At 65.6% G+C, this 18,717-nt stretch carries 21 protein-coding genes and 1 tRNA gene; 13 read left to right on the forward strand and 9 right to left on the reverse strand.

The annotated features are described in order from the left end of the window. Together ACODTA_RS12005 and ACODTA_RS12010 are read right to left on the reverse strand one after the other, a co-directional pair. A complete protein-coding gene (locus ACODTA_RS12005) occupies nucleotides 1-1,269 on the reverse strand; it encodes an ammonium transporter (RefSeq protein ID WP_489066135.1) in 1,269 nt (422 codons plus the stop codon). 103 nt (nucleotides 1,270-1,372) lie between these two features. Then, entirely contained in the window at nucleotides 1,373-2,371 is a 999-nt protein-coding gene (locus tag ACODTA_RS12010; RefSeq protein WP_489066136.1) for a 2-hydroxyacid dehydrogenase, read from the reverse strand. Between the two features lie 101 nt (nucleotides 2,372-2,472). On the opposite strand from ACODTA_RS12010, the gene ACODTA_RS12015 reads away from it, so the two are divergent. Beyond that, nucleotides 2,473-2,964 carry an SH3 domain-containing protein gene (locus ACODTA_RS12015; protein ID WP_489066138.1) on the forward strand — a complete coding sequence of 164 codons (492 nt, stop codon included), beginning with the start codon at nucleotides 2,473-2,475 and terminating at the stop codon, nucleotides 2,962-2,964. 138 nt (nucleotides 2,965-3,102) lie between these two features. Here the strand turns inward: ACODTA_RS12015 and ACODTA_RS12020 are convergent, their stop codons facing one another. Both ACODTA_RS12020 and ACODTA_RS12025 read right to left on the reverse strand, forming a co-directional pair. Continuing rightward, a complete protein-coding gene (locus tag ACODTA_RS12020) occupies nucleotides 3,103-4,290 on the reverse strand; it encodes an acetyl-CoA C-acyltransferase (protein WP_489066139.1) in 1,188 nt (395 codons plus the stop codon). 34 nt (nucleotides 4,291-4,324) lie between these two features. Continuing rightward, nucleotides 4,325-5,221 (reverse strand): LysR family transcriptional regulator, encoded by an 897-nt coding sequence (locus tag ACODTA_RS12025; protein WP_489066140.1) that lies wholly within the window; start codon nucleotides 5,219-5,221, stop codon nucleotides 4,325-4,327. Between the two features lie 110 nt (nucleotides 5,222-5,331). On the opposite strand from ACODTA_RS12025, the gene ACODTA_RS12030 reads away from it, so the two are divergent. The 10 genes from ACODTA_RS12030 (at nucleotide 5,332) to ACODTA_RS12075 (ending at nucleotide 14,814) form a co-directional block, all read left to right on the forward strand. Then, nucleotides 5,332-6,489 carry an acyl-CoA dehydrogenase family protein gene (locus ACODTA_RS12030; RefSeq protein WP_222990142.1) on the forward strand — a complete coding sequence of 386 codons (1,158 nt, stop codon included), beginning with the start codon at nucleotides 5,332-5,334 and terminating at the stop codon, nucleotides 6,487-6,489. Beyond that, nucleotides 6,486-6,758: a hypothetical protein gene (locus ACODTA_RS12035; protein ID WP_489066141.1), complete on the forward strand. Its 273-nt coding sequence runs from the start codon at nucleotides 6,486-6,488 to the stop codon at nucleotides 6,756-6,758. Before ACODTA_RS12030 ends, ACODTA_RS12035 begins: the two co-directional genes overlap by 4 nt. Further along, a complete protein-coding gene (locus ACODTA_RS12040; protein WP_489066142.1) occupies nucleotides 6,755-8,356 on the forward strand; it encodes a carboxyl transferase domain-containing protein in 1,602 nt (533 codons plus the stop codon). Before ACODTA_RS12035 ends, ACODTA_RS12040 begins: the two co-directional genes overlap by 4 nt. Before the next feature lie 10 nt (nucleotides 8,357-8,366). Then, on the forward strand, nucleotides 8,367-8,843 hold the full coding sequence (locus ACODTA_RS12045; protein ID WP_489066143.1) for a nuclear transport factor 2 family protein: 477 nt from the start codon (nucleotides 8,367-8,369) through the stop codon (nucleotides 8,841-8,843). Between the two features lies 1 nt (nucleotide 8,844). Beyond that, nucleotides 8,845-10,725, forward strand: coding sequence for an acetyl/propionyl/methylcrotonyl-CoA carboxylase subunit alpha (locus tag ACODTA_RS12050; RefSeq protein WP_489066144.1), 1,881 nt, complete (start codon nucleotides 8,845-8,847; stop codon nucleotides 10,723-10,725). A gap of 2 nt (nucleotides 10,726-10,727) precedes the next feature. Beyond that, nucleotides 10,728-11,192 (forward strand): GNAT family N-acetyltransferase, encoded by a 465-nt coding sequence (locus tag ACODTA_RS12055; protein WP_489066145.1) that lies wholly within the window; start codon nucleotides 10,728-10,730, stop codon nucleotides 11,190-11,192. A gap of 60 nt (nucleotides 11,193-11,252) precedes the next feature. Beyond that, complete coding sequence (locus ACODTA_RS12060) at nucleotides 11,253-11,705, forward strand: MaoC family dehydratase (RefSeq protein ID WP_489066146.1); 453 nt, start codon at nucleotides 11,253-11,255, stop codon at nucleotides 11,703-11,705. Continuing rightward, the gene (locus ACODTA_RS12065; protein WP_489066147.1) at nucleotides 11,702-12,547 is read left to right on the forward strand and encodes an HpcH/HpaI aldolase/citrate lyase family protein; all 846 of its coding nucleotides are present in this window, start codon (nucleotides 11,702-11,704) and stop codon (nucleotides 12,545-12,547) included. The genes ACODTA_RS12060 and ACODTA_RS12065 overlap by 4 nt, the downstream gene beginning before the upstream one ends. A 37-nt stretch (nucleotides 12,548-12,584) precedes the next feature. After that, the gene (locus ACODTA_RS12070; protein ID WP_489066148.1) at nucleotides 12,585-13,340 is read left to right on the forward strand and encodes a prepilin peptidase; all 756 of its coding nucleotides are present in this window, start codon (nucleotides 12,585-12,587) and stop codon (nucleotides 13,338-13,340) included. A gap of 64 nt (nucleotides 13,341-13,404) precedes the next feature. Further along, nucleotides 13,405-14,814, forward strand: coding sequence for a coniferyl aldehyde dehydrogenase (locus ACODTA_RS12075; protein WP_489066149.1), 1,410 nt, complete (start codon nucleotides 13,405-13,407; stop codon nucleotides 14,812-14,814). Between the two features lie 128 nt (nucleotides 14,815-14,942). Here the strand turns inward: ACODTA_RS12075 and ACODTA_RS12080 are convergent, their stop codons facing one another. Further along, nucleotides 14,943-15,401, reverse strand: coding sequence for a hypothetical protein (locus ACODTA_RS12080; RefSeq protein WP_489066150.1), 459 nt, complete (start codon nucleotides 15,399-15,401; stop codon nucleotides 14,943-14,945). Between the two features lie 211 nt (nucleotides 15,402-15,612). On the opposite strand from ACODTA_RS12080, the gene ACODTA_RS12085 reads away from it, so the two are divergent. Further along, nucleotides 15,613-16,800, forward strand: coding sequence for an AI-2E family transporter (locus ACODTA_RS12085; RefSeq protein ID WP_489066151.1), 1,188 nt, complete (start codon nucleotides 15,613-15,615; stop codon nucleotides 16,798-16,800). A gap of 52 nt (nucleotides 16,801-16,852) precedes the next feature. Beyond that, nucleotides 16,853-16,929: transfer RNA gene (locus ACODTA_RS12090), tRNA-Asp, on the forward strand. A gap of 162 nt (nucleotides 16,930-17,091) precedes the next feature. On the opposite strand, the gene ACODTA_RS12095 is transcribed toward ACODTA_RS12090, so the two are convergent. The 4 genes from ACODTA_RS12095 to ACODTA_RS12110 form a co-directional block, all read right to left on the reverse strand. Beyond that, nucleotides 17,092-17,322, reverse strand: a complete 231-nt coding sequence (locus ACODTA_RS12095; protein ID WP_489066152.1) for a DUF2842 domain-containing protein — start codon at nucleotides 17,320-17,322, stop codon at nucleotides 17,092-17,094. Then, nucleotides 17,301-17,864, reverse strand: coding sequence for a 5-formyltetrahydrofolate cyclo-ligase (locus tag ACODTA_RS12100; RefSeq protein WP_489066153.1), 564 nt, complete (start codon nucleotides 17,862-17,864; stop codon nucleotides 17,301-17,303). The genes ACODTA_RS12095 and ACODTA_RS12100 overlap by 22 nt, the downstream gene beginning before the upstream one ends. 183 nt (nucleotides 17,865-18,047) lie before the next feature. After that, complete coding sequence (locus ACODTA_RS12105) at nucleotides 18,048-18,416, reverse strand: cell division protein ZapA (RefSeq protein ID WP_489066154.1); 369 nt, start codon at nucleotides 18,414-18,416, stop codon at nucleotides 18,048-18,050. Between the two features lie 3 nt (nucleotides 18,417-18,419). Next, nucleotides 18,420-18,596 carry a hypothetical protein gene (locus tag ACODTA_RS12110; protein WP_489066155.1) on the reverse strand — a complete coding sequence of 59 codons (177 nt, stop codon included), beginning with the start codon at nucleotides 18,594-18,596 and terminating at the stop codon, nucleotides 18,420-18,422. Nucleotides 18,597-18,717 lie beyond the last annotated feature (121 nt).

Consider the following 18,717-nt stretch of genomic DNA (forward strand, 5'->3'; position numbering starts at 1 on the left):
TTACGGCTGTGCGTCCACTGCGACGCTCGCCGGTTCGGCATCCTCATCGTCGCGCATCGGCACCAGCATCGCCGCCATATAGCCGGTGATTAGCGTGCCGAGCACTGACCACAGCAGGATTGTGACGATCGCGACGAGCTGCGCCACGAGCTGTTGCAGGAGCGGCGCGGCATCCTCGAACACCGGCGCGCCGAGCGCGGGCAGCATCGCGAGGGGCAGCAGCAGCGCGCCGACGAGGCCGCCGACACCGAAGGTCGCGGCGACTTGCGCGGTATCGTCGATACGCAATTTCGCGACCAGTCCGATGACGAGGCGTGCAAGCAAGGACGCGGTGAGCCCGACAAGGATCGCGCCGACCGGCCCGGTATAGCCTGCGACGGTGGCGGCACCGGCGAGACCCGAGAACGCGCCATTGGCGAAACCCAGCGCATCGAGCTTGCGGCGCCGGATCGCATCCGTGCCGATCCAGACGAGCGCGCCGGCGCCGGCCGCCAGATGCGCGTTGACGATGGCGCGCGCCGTATCGTCGGTCGCCGCGAGCGCCGATCCTCCGGCAAGCACAAGAAGTGCGATCCAGATCACCGCGCTGCCCGCCAGCACGAGCACGGGCGAATGTGCGGGCAGGGCGGTTTTTCGGAACCCCTGTCTTGCACCCACCATCCATGCGGCCGCCAATGCAGAGGCCCCAGCCGACAGATGAAGGGTCAGGCCGCCGGCATAATCGAGCGTGCCGAGCCCGGCCAGCCAGCCGGCGCCGATCCAGCGGGAAATGGGCACATAGACAAGCAGCGACCAGGCGAGCGAGAAGCCGAGTATCCAGCCGAAACGGGCTCGCCCGATCAGCGCGCCGGCGATGATGGTGGGCGCGGCGATCGCGAATACCGTCTGGAGCAGTGCGAATGCCGCGTCCGAAATGGTCGTGCCTTCGCGGATATCCGCCAGATTGCCGAGAAACAGGTTGCCGACGCCGCCGATCCAGGCGGAACCGGGGCCGAAGGCGAGGCTGTAGCCCAGCGCGACCCAGAGCAGCGGTATGGCAGCGGCGATGGCGAATGGCGACAAGGCGGCATCGGGCGCGGAGCGCTGCTGGGCGAGCCCGGCATGGCGCAACGCGAAGCCGACGACGATGCCGAGCAGTGCGATCGGCGCGACCGCAAGCACCCAGCCGGTATCGCCGCTGTCCGGCGCCACGGTAAGCTGCGCCGTCGCTGGGGATGCGGACAGGCCGGCCAGGCCGATCCAGAAAAACGCCTTCAACCCGTTACGCATGGTCTGTCCCCGAATCTCGTTGGGCAGGGTGCTAGCGGAAACAGCGTTAAAAAGTCGCGAACTCCAGTGGCATATCAGTGCACATGGCAGGTGACGTGGCGATTCACGCCCAACCTTCGAGCACCTGATCGGGTGGGCGATGCCCGTCCGCCCACATCCGGATATTGGTGATCACCTTCTCGCCCGTGGCTTCGCGTGCCTCGATCGTCGCCGAGGCCATATGGGGCAGCAGCACGACATTGGCGAGCGCGAGCAGTCGCGGATCGACGGCGGGTTCATGGGCATAGACGTCGAGCCCGGCGCCCGCGATCCGACCCCATTCCAGCGCCGAGATCAGCGCTTTCTCGTCGACGATCTCGCCGCGCGCGACATTGATCAGGCATGCGCTCGGCTTCATCAGGGCGATCCGTCGCGCATCGATCAGATTGTGGGTTTCTTCATTGTGCGGGCAGTTGACGGAAACGAAGTCCGACGCGGCCAGCAGATCGTCGAGCGACTCGTCGAACGACGCATCGACCGCGCGCTCGACCACATCGGGCAGGCGATGGCGATTATGATAGCGGATCGACAGGCCGAAGCCGCGCGCGCGAAGCGCGATCGCCTGGCCGATCCGGCCCATGCCGACGATGCCGAGCGTCTTGCCATGGATGCGATGGCCGAGCATCGCGGTGGGCGCCCAGCCGGCCCATTGGCCCGAGCGGACGGTCCGCTCGCCTTCGACCAGCCGGCGCGGAACCGAAAGCAGCAGGGCCATCGCCATGTCCGCCGCGTCCTGCGTCAGCACGCCCGGCGTGTTGGTGACGATGATGCCCCTGGCGCGTGCCGCCTTCAGGTCGATATGGTCGACGCCATTGCCGAAATTGGCGATCAGCTTCAGCCTGGGTCCGGCTGCGGCGATCAGGTCTGCATCGATCTCGTCGGTCAGCGTCGGCACCAGCACATCGGCCTCCGCCATCGCTGCCGCCAGCGCGCCGCGATCCATTGGTTCGTCGTCCTGATTGAGCGTCGCCAGGAACAATTCGGTCATCCGCGCCTCGATCGGCGCGGGAAGGCGGCGGGTAACGGCGACCTTGGGGTGCTCGATGCGCTCGGACGGGGTCATGTGAACCGGCTAGGCGCGCTGGCTGGCTTCCGTCAAGCGCTCCCTCCCATCATATGGTGGTAATGCTTGATGGCGCGCGACGCTTTTGCAAAAAGGACGACATGAAAATTTCCGGGGGAAAAGTGCGATTGCGCGCCGTGGCCACACTGGTCGTGCCGGCGTTGTTCGTGGTTGCCGCGAATGATGCGGCCGCACAGAAGAAGCCGCCTTACTGGGCATCGATCACTGCCGCGAAAGCACGGATGCGCACCGGTCCGGGGCGCAACTTTCCGGCGAGCTGGCTGTATCAGCGCGCAGGGCTCCCGGTGAAAGTGGTCGAGACCTATCCCAACTGGCGCAAGGTCGAGGATCCTGACGGGGTGCAGGGCTGGATGCAGGCCAATCTGCTGAGCGAGGATCGTACAGCGATGGTCACGGGCGAAATCCGCACCCTTCGTGCGTCGCCCGATAGCGCTGGCAAGGTCAACTGGCGCGCCGAACCCGGCGTGATCGGCAAGCTTTCCGAATGCACGCAGGGCTGGTGCCGGATCGACGTCAACGGCCGCGCGGGCTTTGTCGAGGCGCGCTATCTGTGGGGCGCGGACGGAAAGTAGAACGCGTCATTATCGCGCGATAATCACAAACCGTCATACCAGCGAAAGCTGGAATCCATAGGATATTCAAGAATTCGCTGATCTGTCCGGCATCGCACGGGCCCCAGCTTTCGCTGGGGCGACATGGATGCCTGAAACTCAAACGATCAACTCGACCGCAACCGCCGTGGCTTCGCCGCCGCCGATGCAGAGCGCCGCAACGCCCTTCTTGCCGCCGCGATTCTGGAGGGCGGCGACCAATGTCGCGATGATGCGCGCGCCCGATGCGCCGATCGGGTGGCCGAGCGCGGTCGCGCCGCCGTTCACATTCACCTTGTTGTGCGCAATGCCGAGGTCGCGCATCGCGATCATCGAGACGCAGGCAAAGGCTTCGTTGACTTCGAACAGGTCGACGTCGCCGACGCTCCAGCCCGCCTTGTCGAGCGCCTTGGTGATCGCGCCGACCGGGGCTGTGGTGAACTTGGCGGGCTCATGCGCATGCGCGGCATGGGCGACGATGCGGGCGACAGGCTTGGCGCCGAGCTTGTCGGCGACGCTCTGGCGCGTCATCACCAGCGCGGCGGCGCCGTCCGAGATCGACGAGGCGTTGGCGGCGGTGATCGTGCCGTCCTTGGCGAAGGCGGGCTTGAGCGTCGGGATCTTGGTGGCGTCGCCCTTCAGCGGCTGCTCGTCCTTGTCGACGGTCTCGACGCCCTTGCGGCCCTTGATCTCGACGGCGACGATCTCGCGATCGAACGCGCCGGAGGTCTGCGCCGCCTGGGCGCGGGTGAGCGAGGCGATCGCGTAATCGTCCTGCGCTTCGCGCGTGAACTGATATTCGCCCGCCGTCTCCTCGGCGAAGCTGCCCATCGCGCGGCCGGGCTCATAGGCGTCTTCCAGGCCGTCGAGGAACATATGGTCCATCACGCGGTCATGGCCGATCCGCGCGCCGCCGCGATGCTTGGTGAGCAGATAGGGGGCGTTGGTCATGCTCTCCATGCCGCCCGCGATCAGCAGGTCGACCGATCCGGCCGCGAGCGCGTCGGCCGCCATGATCGCGGCCTGCATGCCCGATCCGCACATCTTGTTGACGGTCGTCGCTTCCACCGAATTGGGCAGGCCGGCCTTGAGCGCCGCCTGGCGCGCAGGTGCCTGGCCAAGGCCGGCGGGCAGCACGCAGCCCATATAGATGCGCTCGACCTGATCGCCCGCCACGCCCGCGCGCTCGACAGCCGCTTTCACCGCGGTCGCGCCGAGATCGGTCGCGCTCGCGCCCGAGAGGCTGCCCTGGAAGCTGCCCATCGGCGTGCGCGCATAGGACAGGATGACGACGGGATCGGTGCTCATGTTCAGCTTCCTCGGTTGATATCTTGCAGGCGATCTAGGACGTCGCCTTCGCAACTGCAACATCGTCGGCCGTCCGAATGTTTTGCCCAAGCGTCCCAAGGGTTTCGGTCAACGGATGTTCCCTGAGCGCCCGCACCGATCCGAACAGCAGGCCGATCTGCCGCACCGCGTCGAAGCCCGCGAGTCGCGGCATCGCAATGCCTTCGCCGCCCAGCGATGCCGGCGCCACGGTGATGCCGATGCCCGCACGCACCATCGCCATCGCACGATCGTCATTGCCGGAGCGCAGGCTGAAAGGGGGACGGACGCCGCGTTCGGTGAAATAGCGGCTGGTCTCCGCCAGCATCTCGCATGATCGGCGCGCGATCATCGCTTCGCCAGCCACTTCCTCCGGCGCAACGCTGGCGCGTGTGGCGAGCGGGTGGCCGGCGGGAAGGGCGAGGCGGTAATCCTCGGTGAACAGCGGCAGCGTCTCGAACCGCGTATCGCCCGCGCGCACCAGCGTCAGCGCCAGATCGATGCGGCCATCGCCGAGTGCTGCGATCAGGCTGCGTTCGTCGCCTTCGGTGATCTCGATCGGATCGGCGCCACGATAGCGCGACAGCACGGCTTCGAGCGCGGTGGTCGCTATGCTAGGCAATATACCGAGCCGGACGGGCTGGAGCGGAGCGGCGACGCCGGTCACGCTCTGCTCCGCGGCGCGGAATTCGCGTTCGATCGCGCGGGCATGGGTAAGCAGCCGGTTGCCCGCCTCGGTCAACTGGACGCGACGATTGCTGCGCGCGAACAGTCGGGTGCCGAGCCGTTTCTCCAGTTCGGAAATGCCCGCCGACAATGTCGGCTGGGTCACGTTGATCTGGGTCGCTGCGCGGGTGAAGCTGCCGGCATCGACGACGGCGAGGAACTGGCGCAGATGGGTGCGGCTGATCATAGGATTTTCCTATGCTAATTGCGGATCGATTTCAATTTTTACGATAATGCACATCGAGCTATGACAGCGTCACTGCCATGGGATAGCCTGCCCGCCAGGAGAGACACGCGATGACCGCCACCCCCGATTTCGATTTCGCGCTCGGTGAGAATGCCGAGATGATCCGTGAGACCACGCGCCGCTTCGCCGACGACCGTATTGCCCCGCTGGCGGCGGAGATCGACGCCAAGGACTGGTTTCCCAAGGAGCTGTGGCCTGAAATGGGCGCGCTGGGCCTGCACGGCATCACCGTCGAGGAAGAAGAGGGCGGGCTTGGCCTCGGCTATCTCGAACATGTGATCGCGTGCGAGGAGGTCAGCCGCGCATCGGCATCGATCGGGCTCAGCTATGGCGCCCATTCCAATCTGTGCGTCAACCAGATCCGCCGCTGGGCCAATCCTGAGCAGAAGGCGAAATATCTGCCCAAGCTCATTTCGGGCGAGCATGTCGGCAGCCTGGCGATGTCCGAAGCCGGTGCCGGTTCCGACGTGGTCGGCATGAAGCTGCGCGCCACCCAGTGCGATGGCGGCCACATGCTCAACGGCACCAAATTCTGGATCACCAACGCGGCCTATGCCGATACGCTGGTCGTCTATGCCAAGACGGGTGAGGGATCGCGCGGCATCACCGCCTTCCTGATCGAAAAGGATATGCCGGGCTTCTCGATCGGACAGAAGCTCGACAAGATGGGCATGCGCGGTTCGCCGACGGCGGAACTCGTCTTCAACGACTGTTTCGTGCCCGACGAGAATATCATGGGGCCGTTGAACGGTGGCGTCGGCGTGCTCATGTCGGGCCTGGATTACGAGCGCGCGGTGCTTTCGGGCATCCAGCTCGGCATCATGCAGGCCTGCCTCGACACCGTCATCCCCTATGTCCGCGAGCGCAAACAGTTCGGCAAGCCGATCGGCGCGTTCCAGCTCATGCAGGCGAAGGTCGCCGACATGTATGTCGCGCTGCAATCGGCGCGCGCCTATGTCTATGCGGTTGCGCGCTCCTGCGACGAAGGACGCACGACACGTTTCGACGCGGCGGGCGCGATCCTGCTGGCGTCGGAAAACGCGGTGAAGGTCAGCCTGGAAGCGATCCAGGCGCTGGGCGGCGCGGGCTATACCAAGGACTGGCCGGTCGAGCGCTACATGCGCGATGCCAAGCTGCTCGATATCGGTGCCGGCACCAATGAGATCCGGCGCATGCTGATCGGTCGCGAGCTGATCGGCGCCGCATGAACGAAACCGTCCTGACCGCGCTGCAATGGTATGGCGCGGCGGCTGGCGTGGTGGCGGCGCTGATCGTGTCGCTCAACCTCGGGCGGCGGCCGACGGGATGGGCATTCGTGATTTTCGTGACCTCGTCGATCGCGCTGATCGGCTGGGGCTTCCTGCAGGACGAAAGCGAAGGGATCGGCGTGCAGAACATCATTCTGCTCGTCATCAACCTGATCGGCGTCTGGCGTTATCTGATCATGGGCAAGGACCCCAAGGAGGAAAAGGCGTGAGCGCGCCCGTACTGGACAGCAAGCTTTCCCCCGACAGCGAGGGGTTTCGTGCCAATGCCGCGCATAATCGCGGGCTGGCCGACCAGCTTTATGCCGATGTCGCGAAAGCGGCGCTCGGCGGCAGCGCGTCGTCGCGCGAGCGGCATGTGTCGCGCGGCAAGCTGTTGCCGCGCGATCGGGTGGAACGGCTGCTCGATCCCGGCTCGCCCTTTCTCGAGATCGGCCAGCTCGCCGCGTGCGACATGTATGAAGGCGAGGTGCCGGGCGCCGGCATGATCGCCGGCATCGGCCGCGTGTCCGGCCGCCAGTGCATGATCGTCGCCAACGACGCGACGGTGAAGGGCGGCACCTATTATCCGATGACGGTGAAGAAGCATCTCCGCGCGCAGGAGATCGCGGAGGCCAATCGGCTGCCGTGCATCTATCTGGTCGACAGCGGCGGCGCCAACCTGCCGCACCAGGCGGAGGTGTTCCCCGATCGCGAGCATTTCGGTCGTATCTTCTTCAATCAGGCGAACATGTCCGCGCTGGGCATTCCGCAGATCGCCTGCGTGATGGGAAGCTGCACCGCCGGCGGCGCCTATGTGCCTGCCATGTCCGACGAGACGGTGATCGTCCGCAATCAGGGCACGATCTTCCTCGCCGGTCCGCCGCTGGTGAAGGCCGCGACGGGCGAGGTGATCAGCGCCGAGGATCTGGGCGGCGGCGATCTGCATGGCCGCAAGTCCGGCGTTGTCGATCATGTCGCGGAGAATGACGAGCATGCGCTGACGATCGTGCGCGACATCGTCTCGACACTCAATGATGCGCACGATCCCGGCGTGAAACGCGTCGAGCCGCGCGCGCCCAAATATGCGCCGGAAGAACTGTACGGCGTCATCCCGCAGGATGTGCGTGCGCCTTATGATGTGCATGAAGTGATCGCGCGCATCGTCGACGGCAGCGAATTCCATGAGTTCAAGGCGCTGTACGGCACCTCATTGGTCTGCGGTTTCGCGCATATCTGGGGCATTCCGGTCGCGATCCTGGCGAACAATGGCGTGTTGTTCAGCGAATCCGCGGTGAAGGGCGCGCATTTCATCGAACTCGCCTGCCAGCGCCGCATCCCCTTGCTGTTCCTCCAGAACATCTCGGGCTTCATGGTCGGCGGCAAATACGAGGCCGAAGGCATCGCCAAACATGGCGCCAAGCTGGTGACGGCCGTGGCGACGGCGACCGTGCCCAAGATCACCGTGCTGATCGGCGGCAGCTTCGGCGCGGGCAATTACGGCATGTGCGGCCGCGCCTATAGCCCACGTTTCCTGTTCACCTGGCCCAACAGCCGCATCTCGGTGATGGGCGGCGAACAGGCGGCCTCGGTGCTGGCGACCGTGCACCGCGATGCCGACAAATGGACGCCCGAAGAGGCGGAAGCGTTCAAGGCGCCCGTGCGCCAGCGTTACGAGGACGAGGGCAATCCCTGGCACGCGACCGCGCGGCTGTGGGACGACGGCATCATCGATCCGGCCCAGACCCGAGACGTGCTGGGTCTGGCGTTCTCCGCGACGCTCGAAGCGCCGATCGCCGATCGCCCGGCCTTCGGCGTGTTCCGGATGTGAGGATCGAGACATGACCCCAATCCTTCCGCTTCTGCTACTCGCCGCCGCCCAGTCCGAAAAACTACCGCCCGCCAATCCGATCCCGTTCGATCGCAGCGACGAGGCGGCGGTGATGGTGCCCGTCAACGGCATCTTCGCCGGGCTGACGGCGCATGACGGACAGGCGATCCTGACGCACGTCCGTCCCGAGGGCATGGCGACCGTCGCGATCGAAAAGCCCGACGGCGGCCGTACGATCCGGCGGATGAGCTGGGCCGATTTCGCCGGCGGCATCAAGCCGGGGCCGCAGCATCTGGAAGAGCGCATGACCAATCCCGCGATCGACATCGACGGCGATATTGCGATGGTCTGGGGGCGCTACGTCTTGCTGGTCGACGGCAAGCCGCATCATTGCGGCGTCAATCATTTCGATATGCTTCGCGAAAACGGCCAGTGGAAGGTGCTGAACGTCACCTGGTCGCAGCGCACAACCGGTTGCGAGGACTGACGTGATCCAATCCCTGCTCATCGCCAATCGCGGCGAGATCGCATGCCGCATCATCCGCACCGCGCGCCGCCTCGGCATCCGCACCGTCGCGGTCTATTCGGACGCCGACGCCAAGGCGCTGCACGTTCGCGAGGCGGACGAGGCCGTGCATATCGGCCCCTCGGCCGCGCGCGAATCATATCTGATCGGCGAGAAGATCATCGCCGCCGCCAAGGCGACCGGCGCCGAGGCGATCCATCCCGGCTATGGTTTTCTGTCGGAAAATGCGGGCTTCGCGCAGTCGGTGATCGATGCCGGTCTGGTCTGGGTCGGCCCCAAGCCGTCGAGCATCGTCGCGATGGGGCTGAAGGATGCGGCCAAGGAACGGATGATCGCGGCCGGCGTGCCTGTCACGCCCGGTTATCTTGGCGAGGATCAGGACCCCGATCGCCTGAAGGCGGAGGCCGATGCGATCGGCTATCCCGTGCTGATCAAGGCGGTCGCCGGCGGTGGTGGCAAGGGCATGCGGCGCGTGGACGCGGCGGCCGACTTCGCCGATGCGCTGCAGTCGTGCCAGCGTGAGGCGGCCTCGTCCTTCGGCGACGATCGCGTGCTGATCGAGAAATATATCCTGAGCCCGCGCCATATCGAGGTGCAGGTGTTCGGCGACACCCATGGCGACGTCGTCCACCTGTTCGAGCGCGACTGTTCGCTTCAGCGCCGCCACCAGAAGGTGATCGAGGAAGCGCCGGCGCCGGGCATGGACGAAGCCACGCGCGAGGCGATCTGCGCCGCCGCGGTGCGCGCCGCCAAGGCGGTCGATTATGTCGGCGCCGGCACGATCGAGTTCATCGCCGACGCCAGCGAAGGGCTGCGCGCCGACCGCATCTGGTTCATGGAGATGAACACCCGGCTTCAGGTCGAGCATCCCGTGACCGAGGAGATCACCGGCCAGGACCTGGTCGAGTGGCAGCTTCGTGTCGCCAGCGGCGAGCCGCTGCCGAAACGCCAGGACGAACTGTCGATCGACGGCTGGGCGATGGAAGCGCGGCTCTATGCGGAAGATCCGGCGACCGGCTTCCTGCCGTCGACCGGCCCGCTGACGCGCTTCTCGCTCGATGCCTTTCATTCGGGCGCACGCATCGACACCGGCGTGATCGAGGGGGACGAGATCAGTCCGTTCTACGATCCGATGATCGCCAAGATCATCTTTCATGGGCAGACGCGCGAGGAAGCGGCCGAAGGCGTCGCCGACGAACTGCTCAATCTTTCGGTCTGGCCCGTCCGCACCAATGCGGCGTTTCTGGTCAAGCTGCTGCGCGAAGACGCGTTTCTCTCCGGAAATGTGCAGACGGGTTATATCGGCGACAATCTCGAGCGGTTGACGGCGATCGATCCGCCGAACGATGGCGTTTTGAACAGTGCAGCCGAAGCCCTGTTCCCGGCGGAAGGCACGTCGGTCTGGACGCGGCGCTCCGGCTTCAGGTTGAACCGCGCGGCCGATACGCGGCTGAGGCTAGCCGATGAATCGGGCGCGCTGGTCGAATTCGGGGCGGGCCCTGGTTATGATCCCGTCTTCACCGATGTGATCGGCGGCGTCGCGATCCATCCGATGCAGGGCAAGACCTATCTTTTTCGCCGCTATGAACCGCGCGGTTCCGCGGGCGGGGCAGGGGCATCGGACGGCGCGATCCTTTCGCCGATGCCCGGTCGGATCATCGCCATCGATGTCGCGGCGGGCGATGCGGTGGCCAAGGGCCAGAAGCTCGTCACGCTCGAAGCGATGAAGATGGAGCATTCGCTGACTGCGCCCTTCGACGGCACCGTCGCCGAGCTCAATGCCGAGACGGGCGGGCAGGTATCTGAAGGTGCGTTGCTCGTCCGGATCGACAAGGCGGAATAACCATGGCCGGGGCGCTTCTGATCCGGGAAGCGGTTCGGGATGATCTGCCCGCGATCGTGGCTCTGCTGGCTGACGATCGGAACGGCGCCTTGCGAGAGGATGCGCGGCTGCCGCTCGATCCCGGCTATCTCGCCGCCTTCGATGCGATCGCGTCGCTGCCCAATCAGGAGCTGATCGCCGCCGAGCGCGACGATCAGGTGATCGGGACGATGCAGCTCAGCTATCTGCCCGGCCTCTCCTATCGCGGGCGCTGGCGCGGCCAGATCGAGGCGGTGCGCATCGCCACCGCCTTGCGGGGGCAGGGATTGGGCAGCGTGATGATCGCATGGGCGGTCGAGCGCTGCCGGGCGCGCGGTTGCGGCATGGTCCAGCTCACATCGATGCGGAACCGGCCGGACGCGCACCGCTTCTATGAGCGACTGGGATGGGAGAGGAGCCATTACGGCTTCAAATTGACTCTCGACTGACGGTTGAACCCTACGCGCGCCGCTTCTACGGACGCGCCGTAACGCTAAGGACTGACAGCAATGGCCGGACGATATTTCGACGAATGGTTGGTGGGCGATCGGATCGAGCATGAGATCCGCCGCACCGTCACCGAGACCGACAACCTGCTGTTCTCGACGATGACGCACAATCCGCAGCCGCTGCACCTGGACGTGGAGGCCGCCAAGGCCAGCCCGTTCGGCCAGATCCTCGTCAACGGCACCTTCACCTTCGCGCTGATGGTCGGCCTGTCGGTGGGCGACACCACACTCGGCACGCTCGTCGCCAATCTCGGCTATGACAAGGTGACGATGCCCAAGCCGGTCTTTATCGGCGACACGATGCGCGCGACCTCTCTGGTCGAGGAAGTCCGTGGCAGCCGCTCTCACGGCGATGCCGGCATCGTCACCTTCCTGCACGAACTCATCAACCAGCGCGATGAGGTCGTCTGCCGCTGCCTGCGTGCCGCGCTGCTGCGGAAGAAGCCGGCATGAGGCTCCGTTCGCTGCTGTTCGTGCCCGGCGACCGACCGGAGCGCATGGAGAAGGCGCTTGGCCTAGGCGCCGACGCATTGATCCTCGATCTGGAAGATGCGGTGGCGGCGACGCGTAAGGACGAAGCGCGCGCGGCCATCCGCGCCTTTCTCGATCGCGAGCGGACCGTGCCTTTGTTCGTGCGGATCAATCCGCTCGATTCGGGGATGGCCGATGACGATCTCGCCGCCGTGCTGCCCGGCAAACCGGACGGCATCATGCTGCCCAAGGCGGAGGGCGCGGCGTCGCTCAAGGAGCTTGATTCGAAGCTCGACTGGGCGGGTGCGGAAGGATGTAGCATCCTGCCGATCGCCAGCGAGACGGCTGCCGCCATCTTCCAGATGGGCACTTATGGCGGTGTCACGACGCGGCTTGCCGGTCTCACCTGGGGGGCTGAGGATCTGCCCGCCGCGATCGGCGCATCGACCTCGCGTGAGGAGGATGGCAGCTATACGCCGCCCTATCAGCTTGCACGCTCGCTCACGCTGTTCGGCGCGGCCGCAGCCGGCGTCGCTCCAATCGAGACCGTCTATCCCGCTTTCCGCGATCTGGAAGGGCTGGCGGCCTATGCGGCGCGCGCGCGGCGTGACGGCTTCACTGGCATGATGGCGATCCACCCGACGCAGATTCCGGTGATCAACGATGCTTTCACGCCCAGTGAGGCGGACGTGGCGCATGCCCGCGCGGTGATCGCGGCCTTCGCCGAGAATCCCGATGCCGGCGCCCTGTCGCTCGACGGCAAGATGATCGATCGGCCGCATCTGAAGCAGGCGGAACGGATCGTCGCACAGGCGGGCGGGTAGGTGCAGGCCGATCCCCTTGGGGCGACGCGCTAAGGTTATGCCGACCGAATGGCTGCCGCTTGCCGGCTTCGCGCTCGGCGCGATCTTCGGCAGCTTCATCGCCGTGCTCGTCACGCGCTGGCCGCGTGGCGAGACCACGGGCGGCCGCTCCGCCTGCGAAGCGTGCGGACGCGTGCTCGGTGCCGCGGAACTGGTGCCGTTGCTCAGCTTCCTCATCCAGCGCGGCCGATGCCGGGGATGTGGTGCGCGGATCGACGGGCGGCTGGTCGCGATCGAGATCGCCGCCGCGCTGATCGGTGCCACGGCGTTCTTCGTCTCGCCGGACCTGATCGGCCTGTCGGGCGCGATCTTCGGCTGGATGCTGCTCGCGCTCGCGGTGCTCGATGTCGAGCATTTCTGGCTTCCCGACCGGCTGACCTTGCCGCTGATGGCGATCGGCCTGATCGTCGCGGCGCTGATCCAGCCCGATCACCTCCATGGCCGGATCATCGGTGCGGCCGCCGGCTATCTGGGCCTGTCATTGGTCGGCTGGAGCTACCGTAAGTTGCGCGGTCGTGAAGGATTGGGCGGGGGCGATCCGAAGCTGCTCGCGGGCATCGGCGCATGGCTGGGCTGGCAGGCGCTGCCCTTCATATTGCTGCTCGCCTCTCTCGCCGGCCTTGCGACAGCGCTCGGCCAGGGCGCCCGGCGGGGCGGATTGCGGGCGACGACGCGCATCGCCTTCGGCGCGATGCTCGCGGTCGCAGCCTGGCCGCTCTGGCTGTTATGGCAGGGGCGCGCGCCGGCACTCTGATCGGGAGTCGACAAGTCGGCCGATCCACGCCAGTCTCAGTTCCAAATTGAAACGGGAGTGGGCGATGCAGGCTGTTCTGGATGCGCAACGCGCGGCGTTCATGGCCGAACTTCCGGTGCCGATCGCGATCCGCAAGGATCGGCTGAAGCGCTGCGTCGCGTTGCTCGTCGACAACAGCGATGCGCTCTGCGACGCGCTCTCCGACGATTTCGGGCATCGCAGCCGCGAGCAATCACAGATCACCGATATCGTCGCGTCGATCCGCGCGCTCAAACATGCGATCGCCCATGTCGACCGCTGGGCACGGCCAGAACGGCGCAAGCTGGATTTCCCGCTGGGCCTGCTCGGCGCACGCGCGCATGTCGAATATCAGCCCAAGGGCGTCGTCGGCGTGATCTCGCCCTGGAATTTCCCGGTGCAACTGACGATGGGGCCGATCGGCGGCGCCTTTGCCGCGGGCAATCGGGTGATGGTGAAATCATCCGAATATACGCCGGGGGTCGCCGCGCTGCTGGAGGAGATCGCGCCGCGCTATTTCGACGCGACCGAACTCGCCTTTTTCTCGGGCGGGCCGGAGGTAGGCAAGGCCTTCTCCGCGCTTCCCTTCGATCACCTGATCTTCACCGGCGCGACCGCGATCGGCCGACACATCCTTCATGCCGCCGCCGACAATCTGACGCCCGTCACGCTCGAACTGGGTGGCAAATCGCCAACCATCATCGGGCGCGGCGCGAATATTGCGCAAGCATCCGAACGCATCGCGCTGGGTAAGATGCTCAATGCCGGACAGATCTGCCTGGCGCCGGATTATCTGCTCGTGCCGGAGGAGAATGAGGCGGCGATGGTGGAGGGCGTCAAGGCCGCCGCGTCGGCCCTCTATCCCACGCTGCTCGCCAATCCGGACTATACATCGGTGGTGAACGGCCGGCATGTGACCCGGCTGAAGGCGCATCTCGACGATGCTCGCGCCAAGGGGGCGGAGGTGATCGAGGTCAATCCGGCGGGCGAGGATTTCGCGTCGTCGAACGGGCAGAAGATGCCGCTCCATATCGTGCGCAACGTCAGCGACGAGATGACGGTAATGCAGGAGGAGATTTTCGGGCCGATCCTGCCGGTGAAGACCTATCGCGCGGTCGGAGAGGCGATCGACTATGTCAACGCGCACGATAGGCCGCTGGGGCTTTATTATTTCGGCAGGGACGCCGCCGAGGAACGCATGGTGCTCGATCGCACCATATCGGGCGGGGCGACCGTCAACGACGTGATCTTCCACGTCTCGATGGAGGACCTGCCCTTTGGCGGCGTTGGCCCCTCGGGCATGGGCAGCTACCATGGCCAGGACGGTTTCCGCACCTTCAGCCATGCCAAGAGCGTCTATCGCCAGCCGAAGATCGATGTCGCGAAGCTTGCCGGGATCAAGCCGCCCTATGGCAAGGCCACCAGGGCCGCGATCGCGCGCGATCTGAAGAAATAGATCCGCGTTTCAAATCCGTTCGGGCTGAGCTTGTCTAAGCCGCTGTCCTGGCTTGGGCGCCGAAACAGAAGGGCAAGGGCTTCGACAAGCTCAGCCCGAACGGGTTTCTGAATTCTCCCGTCGTACCCTTACCGAACTACCCCACGGAACATCAGTCGTCCGGCCGGGCCGGCAGCGGGATTGAGCGTCCACCGGACATGGGTGACGTCCTCGGGCCTGGCGTTGCGGACGGTGCCGTCGCGCTCGGTCACTTTCAGTCGGTCGAGTTGGCCCCAACTCCGGCCGCCGTCGATCGAAACGACCGCGCCGGGATCCGACGTTCCTTGATAGGCGACGGCCGCCGGCATCGGATTGGTGACGACGAAATCGCCCACCGAGCGTGAACCGGCGCTGCGATAATTGAGCATGAAGACCAGGCGGTCGCCCGAAGCCATGCGGCCGGGCTGTTCGAGCACGATGCGGTTGCGGCCCTGGCCGGTTGCCGACGTCTTTTCCACGAACACCATGCTCGTGAGCGCCAGCGGATCGGCCGCCAGCGCGGTGCCGGGAACAATCAGGCCAAGGGCAAACAGAAAAGGCGTCTTCATGCGGTCTCCGTCGGACGAAATTTTCCCGGTGGACGGCGCGCGTGCGGATGCGGCGGGCCGTGTGCCCGAGGCTGTCCGGTCAGACTTCGAAATCCCCCGTGGGGCGAACCCCGCAGACGGGATCGCAGAAAATGGAAAACAAAGGATTAACCCTGTTGTCGCGCCGAGTTCGCTGATGACAGCATCGCAAGGCGGGACTAGGTTTCAACGTATGGAGAATGGCGGGAAGAACCCCAAAAATGGGGATGTTGATGCGTCGCATGGCCATGTCCATCGCGTCGACTGGCATCGCGACAGGCTGCTTGCCGCGCTGACGCTGATCGCCGGTATCGGCCTGCTGCTGGGCCTGCCTTTCGCGTTGCGTGCGGGCGCGGAGTTCTTCCTGCCCGTCACCGCGTCCCTGGTGATCGCGATCGCGATGGTGCCGGGGCTCGAATGGCTGCAGCGGCGCGGCCTGCCGTCGTCGCTGGCGGCTTTGCTCTGCGTGCTGCTGTTCCTGGTCGCCGCGAATCTCGTGCTTGTCTCGATCGTTGTGCCGGCGGCGGAGTGGTTCCGCGTGCTGCCGGAGCGTATCGGCCTGATCCAGGCCAATCTGGCCCCGGTGATCGATTTCTACGCGAATCTGCAGCGCTTCATCGACGACAGCATCGCGATGCTTGCCAGCGGTCCGGTGGCGGCGGCGCAGACGGTGGCGGTGACGGCGCCGCGCTCCTTGCTCGATCTGGTCGCGACCTCGGCGCCTTATGCGCTGATCCAGATGTTCTTCGCGCTGCTGCTGATCTATTTCTTCCTCGCTGGCTGGACGCGCCTGCGCGAGCAGACGATCACCAGCCGCGGCAGTTTCGACGGCGCGCTGGCGACCGCGCGCGTCATCCAGAATCTCGTCGATGCGACCTCGGCCTATCTGGGCACGATCACCGCGATCAATCTGGTGCTGGGTCTGTGCGTCGCGGCGGCGCTCTATCTGATCGGCATGCCGTCTCCGCTGATGTGGGGCGGCATCGTCGCGATCCTCAATTACATTCCCTATCTCGGCCCGATTCTCGCCGCGCTGCTGCTGGCCATGGGTGGGCTGATGACCTTTTCGGATTTGTGGTGGGCGCTGCTGCCTGCATTCATCCAGGTCGTGTTCCATATGGTGGAGGCCAATGTCGTGACGCCTATGGTCGTCGGGCGGCGGCTGACGATCAATCCGCTGCTGATTCTGATCTCGCTCAGCTTCTGGGGATGGGTGTGGGGCACGCCCGGCGCGCTGCTCGCCGTACCTTTGTTGATCATCGTCAAGACGGTGATGGCGGCTGCCGGGCGCCCGGATATCGCCGGTTTCCTGTTCGAGGAAGGCACGCTGACGCACGCCGATGACGAGGTTCAGGAGCCTTATCAAAAAACCTCTGATTGAGGCGCTTGACAGTCCCCCAAGCCTCGCCTAGTTGCCACGCCTCACCGCGCAAGCGGGTGTAGCTCAGTTGGTTAGAGCGCCGGCCTGTCACGCCGGAGGTCGCGGGTTCGAGCCCCGTCACTCGCGCCATTTTCGGCGCGGAAGAGCAGGTCGATCGATCGGATCGGCCGCCCCTCCAGAAGCATTCGGAAATAGAGATCATCCCCTTTTGGGGACGCCCTTACGCGTCGCTGCGGCCGCTCCGTGAATGGTCGATGGACGGAGATGATTCGTCGAATCGGTCCGGCCCGTTCAGTCCCGCCAGCGCCCGAGTTCCATCCAGCGCAGCATCCGTCGCATCGGGAAGATCCAAAGCCAGGCAAGGCCCATGACCACGAATGCGATTCCCTGCACCCAGACGGGCAGGGCGGCCGCCTCAACCAATGTCACCGCGATCACGCACCATAGCCCGACGATCAACAGGATCAGCAGCATTCCCACGGGCTTGCGCCAGCTTGGCGTCATGACTTCGGTCCAATCCATTCATTTTCGGTGACGATCGCGTGGAGCGGCACATCCCATGGATCGGCGGGGATTGCATCCATTTCCTGGCATGCCCAGGCGATGCCGATTCGGCGGGCGCCTGGCGAATCGGCGAAATAGCGATCGTAAAAGCCCGCCCCTTGGCCGATTCGGCGCAGCTCGCGGTCGAATCCGACGAGCGGAGCGAGAATCAGGTCGGGCGTTACTGCCGTTTCGCTGTCCGGCTGCGCCAGTCCGGCCCAGCCGGCCTTGAGCGCATCGCCGGGCCGCCACGGCGCGAAATGCATCGCGGCATCACGCGCGGTGACGATGGGAAGCGCGGTGGCGACGCCGAGCGATGCGGCGCGCGCCAATGCGGCATGGATCGGAAATTCGCTGCCCAGCGCGAAATAGCCGGCCACGCAGCGCGCCCGGCGGATCTCAGCCTCCAGCCTGGTCGCGACCGCTTGCGCCGCGCGTTGGCAGGCCGCGTCGTTCAGCGCCGCCACATGGGCGTCGCGGCGTCGCCGCAGCTCGGCGCGAATCGCTTTCTTATCGATCATATGGGGTAGGGCGGTTGGCGGGACCACCATGGCCGTATGCCGGAATATCCTCTGACGCCCGATACGTCAGGTGGGGACCATATAAGACAGACCTGGATCTGCTCAGGGACAGCCCCCATGGATGATGAATAGCCTCAGGGATGTTCGAAGGCTCGTACCGGGCAGTGCCCGCCATGTCCCAATCTAGGGATTGGCGTGGCCACCCTCAAGCCTTTCCGCCAGACTTTCGAGCCGGGCGGCGAGCTTTTCGATGATCGGCGCGAAATCGGGCTGATAGGCGGCGGGTTTCGCGGGCTCGGCGGCAGGAGCCGGAGGGGGCGGCGGTGCCGCCACCGGGGCCGGCGCCGCAGTCTTGCGTTCGTTCAGCTCGTCGGCCAGCAGCAGCGCCGCGAACAGCAATTGCCGCGTTTCGTTCACGCCGCCGACCGCGCGTTCCGCGTCCTGCGCCTTCGCGTCGACAAGGCCCGCGATGCGGCGGAGATGATCCTCCCCGCCGTCGCGGCAATGCACGGAGTAGTCGCGCCCTCCGATCTGGATCGATACCTCGGCCATCCCTCAGCCTTTCGCGATGATTCCGTCGAGTGCGGTGATCGCGGCTTCCACGCGCGTCTTCAGCCGGTCGTGCCTCTCCTGCAACGAACGATGGACGCTCTCGTCCACGCCATTCGCTTCAACGGCGGGCGCCACGGGATTGACGGCAGCCGCCTCGACCCGCGCCAGCGCCCGTTCCATCCGTCCTATTGCGAGGATAAGCCGGTCTTCTGACATTCCGTGTGAAATACCACGGCTGCGCGGCGGGGCAAGTGTGGCAGAAACATGACAGGCGCCAGCCCCACGCAGGTTGACGCCCCGG

The organism is Sphingomonas sp. FG14 (assembly GCF_057809675.1).

Excerpts from the sequence above, each read along its gene's own strand:
- ACODTA_RS12005 (WP_489066135.1), bottom strand. The coding sequence starts at position 1,269 with ATGCGTAACGGGTTGAAGGCGTTTTTCTGGATCGGCCTGGCCGGCCTG.
- ACODTA_RS12010 (WP_489066136.1), bottom strand. The coding sequence starts at position 2,371 with ATGACCCCGTCCGAGCGCATCGAGCACCCCAAGGTCGCCGTTACCCGC.
- ACODTA_RS12015 (WP_489066138.1), top strand. The coding sequence starts at position 2,473 with ATGAAAATTTCCGGGGGAAAAGTGCGATTGCGCGCCGTGGCCACACTG.
- ACODTA_RS12020 (WP_489066139.1), bottom strand. The coding sequence starts at position 4,290 with ATGAGCACCGATCCCGTCGTCATCCTGTCCTATGCGCGCACGCCGATG.
- ACODTA_RS12025 (WP_489066140.1), bottom strand. The coding sequence starts at position 5,221 with ATGATCAGCCGCACCCATCTGCGCCAGTTCCTCGCCGTCGTCGATGCC.
- ACODTA_RS12030 (WP_222990142.1), top strand. The coding sequence starts at position 5,332 with ATGACCGCCACCCCCGATTTCGATTTCGCGCTCGGTGAGAATGCCGAG.
- ACODTA_RS12035 (WP_489066141.1), top strand. The coding sequence starts at position 6,486 with ATGAACGAAACCGTCCTGACCGCGCTGCAATGGTATGGCGCGGCGGCT.
- ACODTA_RS12045 (WP_489066143.1), top strand. The coding sequence starts at position 8,367 with ATGACCCCAATCCTTCCGCTTCTGCTACTCGCCGCCGCCCAGTCCGAA.
- ACODTA_RS12055 (WP_489066145.1), top strand. The coding sequence starts at position 10,728 with ATGGCCGGGGCGCTTCTGATCCGGGAAGCGGTTCGGGATGATCTGCCC.
- ACODTA_RS12060 (WP_489066146.1), top strand. The coding sequence starts at position 11,253 with ATGGCCGGACGATATTTCGACGAATGGTTGGTGGGCGATCGGATCGAG.
- ACODTA_RS12065 (WP_489066147.1), top strand. The coding sequence starts at position 11,702 with ATGAGGCTCCGTTCGCTGCTGTTCGTGCCCGGCGACCGACCGGAGCGC.
- ACODTA_RS12070 (WP_489066148.1), top strand. The coding sequence starts at position 12,585 with ATGCCGACCGAATGGCTGCCGCTTGCCGGCTTCGCGCTCGGCGCGATC.
- ACODTA_RS12075 (WP_489066149.1), top strand. The coding sequence starts at position 13,405 with ATGCAGGCTGTTCTGGATGCGCAACGCGCGGCGTTCATGGCCGAACTT.
- ACODTA_RS12080 (WP_489066150.1), bottom strand. The coding sequence starts at position 15,401 with ATGAAGACGCCTTTTCTGTTTGCCCTTGGCCTGATTGTTCCCGGCACC.
- ACODTA_RS12085 (WP_489066151.1), top strand. The coding sequence starts at position 15,613 with ATGGAGAATGGCGGGAAGAACCCCAAAAATGGGGATGTTGATGCGTCG.
- ACODTA_RS12095 (WP_489066152.1), bottom strand. The coding sequence starts at position 17,322 with ATGGATTGGACCGAAGTCATGACGCCAAGCTGGCGCAAGCCCGTGGGA.
- ACODTA_RS12100 (WP_489066153.1), bottom strand. The coding sequence starts at position 17,864 with ATGATCGATAAGAAAGCGATTCGCGCCGAGCTGCGGCGACGCCGCGAC.
- ACODTA_RS12105 (WP_489066154.1), bottom strand. The coding sequence starts at position 18,416 with ATGGCCGAGGTATCGATCCAGATCGGAGGGCGCGACTACTCCGTGCAT.
- ACODTA_RS12110 (WP_489066155.1), bottom strand. The coding sequence starts at position 18,596 with ATGGAACGGGCGCTGGCGCGGGTCGAGGCGGCTGCCGTCAATCCCGTG.